The 4633-nt window shown below is 63.5% G+C and carries 2 protein-coding genes and 1 pseudogene; 2 read left to right on the top strand and 1 reads right to left on the bottom strand.

Annotation, left to right across the window (positions count from 1 at the left end; all coding sequences use genetic code 11):
- Positions 1 to 209 (bottom strand): annotated as a pseudogene (locus EN884_RS26545) (VOC family protein); the annotation flags it as partial.
- Between the two features lie 222 nt (positions 210 to 431).
- On the opposite strand from EN884_RS26545, the gene ppdK reads away from it, so the two are divergent.
- Both ppdK and EN884_RS26535 read left to right on the top strand, forming a co-directional pair.
- A complete protein-coding gene (gene ppdK, locus EN884_RS26540) occupies positions 432 to 3110 on the top strand; it encodes a pyruvate, phosphate dikinase (RefSeq protein ID WP_013532744.1) in 2679 nt (892 codons plus the stop codon).
- Between the two features lie 118 nt (positions 3111 to 3228).
- Positions 3229 to 4332 (top strand): glycosyltransferase family 9 protein, encoded by a 1104-nt coding sequence (locus EN884_RS26535; protein WP_013532743.1) that lies wholly within the window; start codon positions 3229 to 3231, stop codon positions 4330 to 4332.
- The last annotated feature ends 301 nt before the right edge of the window (positions 4333 to 4633 follow it).

Raw genomic sequence — 4633 nt, 5'->3', positions numbered from 1 at the left:
CTGCTGTACAGCACCGGCAGCGGCTTCGATGGCGCTTCGGCGGCGTCGGCCTGAAAACCCCCGTCCAGGCCTTCGGCAAAGGCCGAATAGGTCGGCCCATAGTCAGTGAACGACCAGGCAAAGGCGGAACTGTAGAAGGCCTTCAGCCGGTCCAGCGTTCCGCCCGTAGCCGGCATTTCCAGATAGTCGAGTTTTCCGGACAGTTTCATAGCCACCTCTTTGTTCACTGTATGTTCTACTCCAGAATCCCCGGCATAGCAAACCTTTTTGCCGCATCCTGAGGCACGGCTTTGCTTAATCGATTGTAGTGGCCGGGCGGCTTTGCCGACGCCTTGCCTTTCGCACTGCAGCATCATATCGCTCCAAGGGCGGACCGGCGGAACTTTCCGTTTCGCCAATCTTTCCAATCTCCTGCAACCGGAGAGCGATGCATGACCAAATGGGTTTTCACCTTTGGCGATGGTGCGGCGGAGGGCCGTGCCAGCGACAAGAATCTCCTGGGCGGCAAAGGCGCCAACCTAGCCGAGATGTGCAGCCTGGGGCTGCCGGTGCCGCCGGGCTTCACCATCACCACGGAGGTCTGCAACGCCTACTACGCCAACGGCCGTATTTATCCGGCCGGGTTGGAAGCCGATGTCGCGGTCGCGCTCGATCACATCGGCCGGCTGACCGGTCGTCGGTTCGGCGACCCGTCGAAACTGCTGCTGGTGTCGGTGCGTTCTGGCGCTCGCGCCTCGATGCCCGGCATGATGGACACCGTCCTCAATCTCGGCCTGAACGACGAGACGGTCGAGGCGCTGGCCGCCGATTCCGGCGATGCGCGCTTTGCCTATGACAGCTACCGCCGCTTCATCCAGATGTATTCCGATGTCGTCATGGGTCTCGACCACGAAGTGTTCGAGGAAATCCTGGAGGACCAGAAGGGCGGGCTCGGGCACGAGCTCGACACCGAACTGACGGCGCTCGAATGGCAGGGCGTCATCGCGCTCTACAAGGCCAAAGTCGAGGAAGAGCTTGGCAGGCCGTTTCCGCAGGATCCGCATGAGCAGCTCTGGGGCGCGATATCAGCCGTGTTCTCGAGCTGGATGAACAACCGCGCCATCACCTATCGCCGCCTGCACGATATTCCCGAAAGCTGGGGCACGGCGGTCAACGTCCAGGCCATGGTGTTCGGCAATATGGGCGAAACCTCGGCCACCGGCGTTGCCTTCACGCGCAACCCATCGACCGGCGAAAAGATGCTCTATGGCGAGTTCCTGGTGAACGCGCAGGGCGAGGACGTCGTTGCCGGCATCCGCACGCCGCAGAACATCACCGAAGCGGCGCGTATCGCAGCAGGCTCGGACAAGCCGTCGCTGCAGAAGCTGATGCCTGACGCGTTCCAGTCCTTCGTCACCATCTCCGATAGTCTGGAGAAGCACTACCGCGACATGCAGGATCTCGAATTCACCATCGAGCGCGGCAAATTGTGGATGCTGCAGACCCGCTCCGGCAAGCGCACCGCCAAGGCGGCGCTGAAAATTGCCGTCGAGATGGCGCGCGACAGGCTCATCACGAAAGAGGAAGCCGTTGCCCGTATCGACCCGGCCTCGCTCGACCAGTTGCTGCATCCCACCATCGACCCCAAGGCCGCGCGCGACGTCATCGGCATCGGACTGCCGGCCTCGCCCGGTGCCGCTACCGGCGAGATCGTCTTTTCCTCAGCTGACGCCGAGGACTTGAAGACACAAGGGCGCAAGGCGATCCTAGTGCGCATCGAGACCAGTCCCGAAGACATCCACGGCATGCATGCGGCGGAAGGCATCCTGACCACGCGCGGCGGCATGACCAGCCACGCCGCGGTGGTGGCGCGCGGCATGGGCAAGCCTTGCGTCTCGGGTGCCGGCTCGCTGCGCGTCGACTATAGGGCCGGCACGCTGCTCTCGATGGGGCAGACCTTCCGCAAAGGCGACATCATCACCATCGATGGCGGCAACGGCCAGGTGCTGAAGGGCGCGGTTGCCATGCTGCAGCCTGAACTGTCAGGCGATTTTGCCGCCATCATGGAATGGGCGGACGCGGTGCGGCGCATGAAGGTGCGCACCAATGCCGAAACACCGCTCGATGCGCGCATGGCGCGCTCCTTCGGCGCCGAAGGCATCGGGCTTTGCCGCACGGAGCACATGTTCTTCGACGGCGACCGCATCGTCGCCATGCGCGAGATGATCCTGGCCGACACCGAAAAGGACCGGCGCGCCGCACTCGCCAAGCTTCTGCCCATGCAGCGCTCGGATTTCCTCGAACTGTTCGAGATCATGGCCGGCCTGCCGGTGACGATCCGACTGCTCGATCCGCCGCTGCACGAATTCCTCCCCAAGACCGAGGCTGAAATCGCCGAGGTCGCCGCCGCCATGAACGTGTCGCCCGACAAGCTCAGGCAGCGCACCGAGGCACTGCACGAGTTCAACCCGATGCTCGGCCATCGTGGCTGCCGCCTGGCCGTCTCCTACCCCGAGATCGCCGAGATGCAGGCACGGGCCATTTTCGAGGCGGCCGTGGAGGCCGGCAGGAAGGCCGGCGCCCTGGTGGTCCCCGAGATCATGGTGCCGCTCGTCGGCCTGGTGAAGGAACTCGACTACGTCAAGGCGCGCATCGATGCGGTTGCCAAGAGCGTCATGGAGGAAACCGGGGTCAAGATCGACTATCTCACTGGCACGATGATCGAGCTTCCCCGCGCCGCCATCCGCGCGCATGTCATTGCAGAATCAGCCGAATTCTTCTCCTTCGGCACCAACGACCTGACCCAGACGACCTTCGGCATCTCGCGCGACGATGCGGCCTCGTTCCTGGAAACCTACCGCCAGAAGGGCATTATCGATCAGGACCCGTTCGTCTCGCTCGACATCGAGGGCGTCGGCGAACTGGTGCGCATGGCCGCGCAAAAGGGCAAGGCGACGCGGCCCGACATCAAGCTCGGCATCTGCGGCGAACATGGCGGCGATCCGGCCTCGATCCGCTTTTGCGAAGAGGTCGGCCTCGACTACGTGTCCTGTTCGCCCTATCGCGTGCCGATCGCCAGGCTGGCGGCAGCGCAGGCAGCGGTGCTGGTTGCGAAAACAGGCCGCGGATAGGATCCATCCAGCTTACCGTTTTGTAAGACAATTCACGCGAACGTGCTGGCCGCGCCGCGTAATCTCGACATTGTTCCTGCCCAATTTGCGGCCATCCGCAAATTGCTCCCGGAAACAGATGCTGCAGATCTCTCCCGCGCCGCTCCGCTCGATCCTGGTCATTCAAACCAAGTTCATAGGAGATCTCGTCCTCGCCTCGGCGCTCGCCAAGAACCTGCGGCTCGAATTCCCCGGCGCCAGCATCGTCTTTCTGTGCGAGGCCCGCTTCGAGAGCTTCGTGATCGCCCATGGTATCGCTTCCGAGGTGGTCGCATTCAGGCGCGACCGCATGCGCGGCACGCCCTTGGAGCGCGGGAAGGAGCTCTACGCCATGGTGCGGGCGTTGCGCCGCTTCCGCTTCGACCTGACCATCGACCTGACCGATTCGAAGACGTCGCGCATCCTCACCGGGCTCGTCCACGCAAAGACCCGTGTCGGATACAATCCCTCCGAAAGACCCTTGCGTATGCTGGAGCGGCAGCCCGCCAACGTCCTTGCCAAGCCCTACGGCTTTGATGGCCAGCATTTCCTGTACCGCTACCTCTCGCCGCTCGAAGCGCTCGGCATTGAACTTCGCACGGTGATTCCGAACCTTCAGCCGCTGCCATTGGAGATGGCGAAAGCATTGGCGCTCCTGGATAAACACCATCTGCGGCCAAATGCCTTCATCGCCGTGCATGCGGGTGCAAGCTTCGAGGGGCGACGTTGGCAGCCGGAGCGGTTTGCAGCAGCGATCGTCGAGATTGCCGGCGAGACCGGCCTGGACGTCGTCCTGGTGGGCGGCCCGGACGAGCGCGAGATCGCCGAACGCATCGTCGCCAGGACCGCGCCGCCGGTCGTCAATCTCGTCGGTGACCTGTCGCTTGAAAGCCTGCTGGCGGTGCTGAAACAGGCCCGGCTGTTTCTCGGCAATGAGAGCGGCCCGATGCACATGGCGGCAGCCACTGGGACCCCGGTTGTCGGGCTGTTCGGTCTGACGGAGCCGTCGCGCTGGGGTCCCGTCGGCGTGCCCAGCATCTCGCTCCAGCCGCCGATGCCTTGCGCCTGCATGGCCGAGGACCTTTGCCGCGCGCCGGATCCCAGCAAGGCATGCTGCGTCTGGGGCCTGGAAGTCAAGCCGGTGGTCGACGCGGTGCGCGAGGTTCTTTCGCGCACCGAAATGCAGCTGGAATGCGTCATCTGAGATCATGGGTCGCATGCACGACTCTCGACGCGGTGGAATGACCCCTTCGCCACAGGCACGGTCACATTGTCGCGTGGAGCGCTTTTCTGCTATGCATCATCCTGATTTCCGCCTTCATGCGGGTCTTTGGGATGCCTGCTTGAAATGACGGGTCAGGAAATCGGTTTGATGCGCCTGCTGCAAAAAAATCTCTGGATGATCGCCATGTCGTTGGCGATGGCATCCGCCGGCCATGCCGCGCCGCTCGTCGAGCCGACGCTGCACATCAGGCCGCAGGCGAGCGGCGCCGGCCGTGTGGCAC

This window comes from Mesorhizobium sp. M7A.F.Ca.AU.001.01.1.1 (assembly GCF_004022735.1).
GTDB lineage: Bacteria > Pseudomonadota > Alphaproteobacteria > Rhizobiales > Rhizobiaceae > Mesorhizobium > Mesorhizobium ciceri.
Note: the sequence above shows the minus strand (reverse complement) of the source record. Positions and strands in the feature narration are given on the sequence as shown.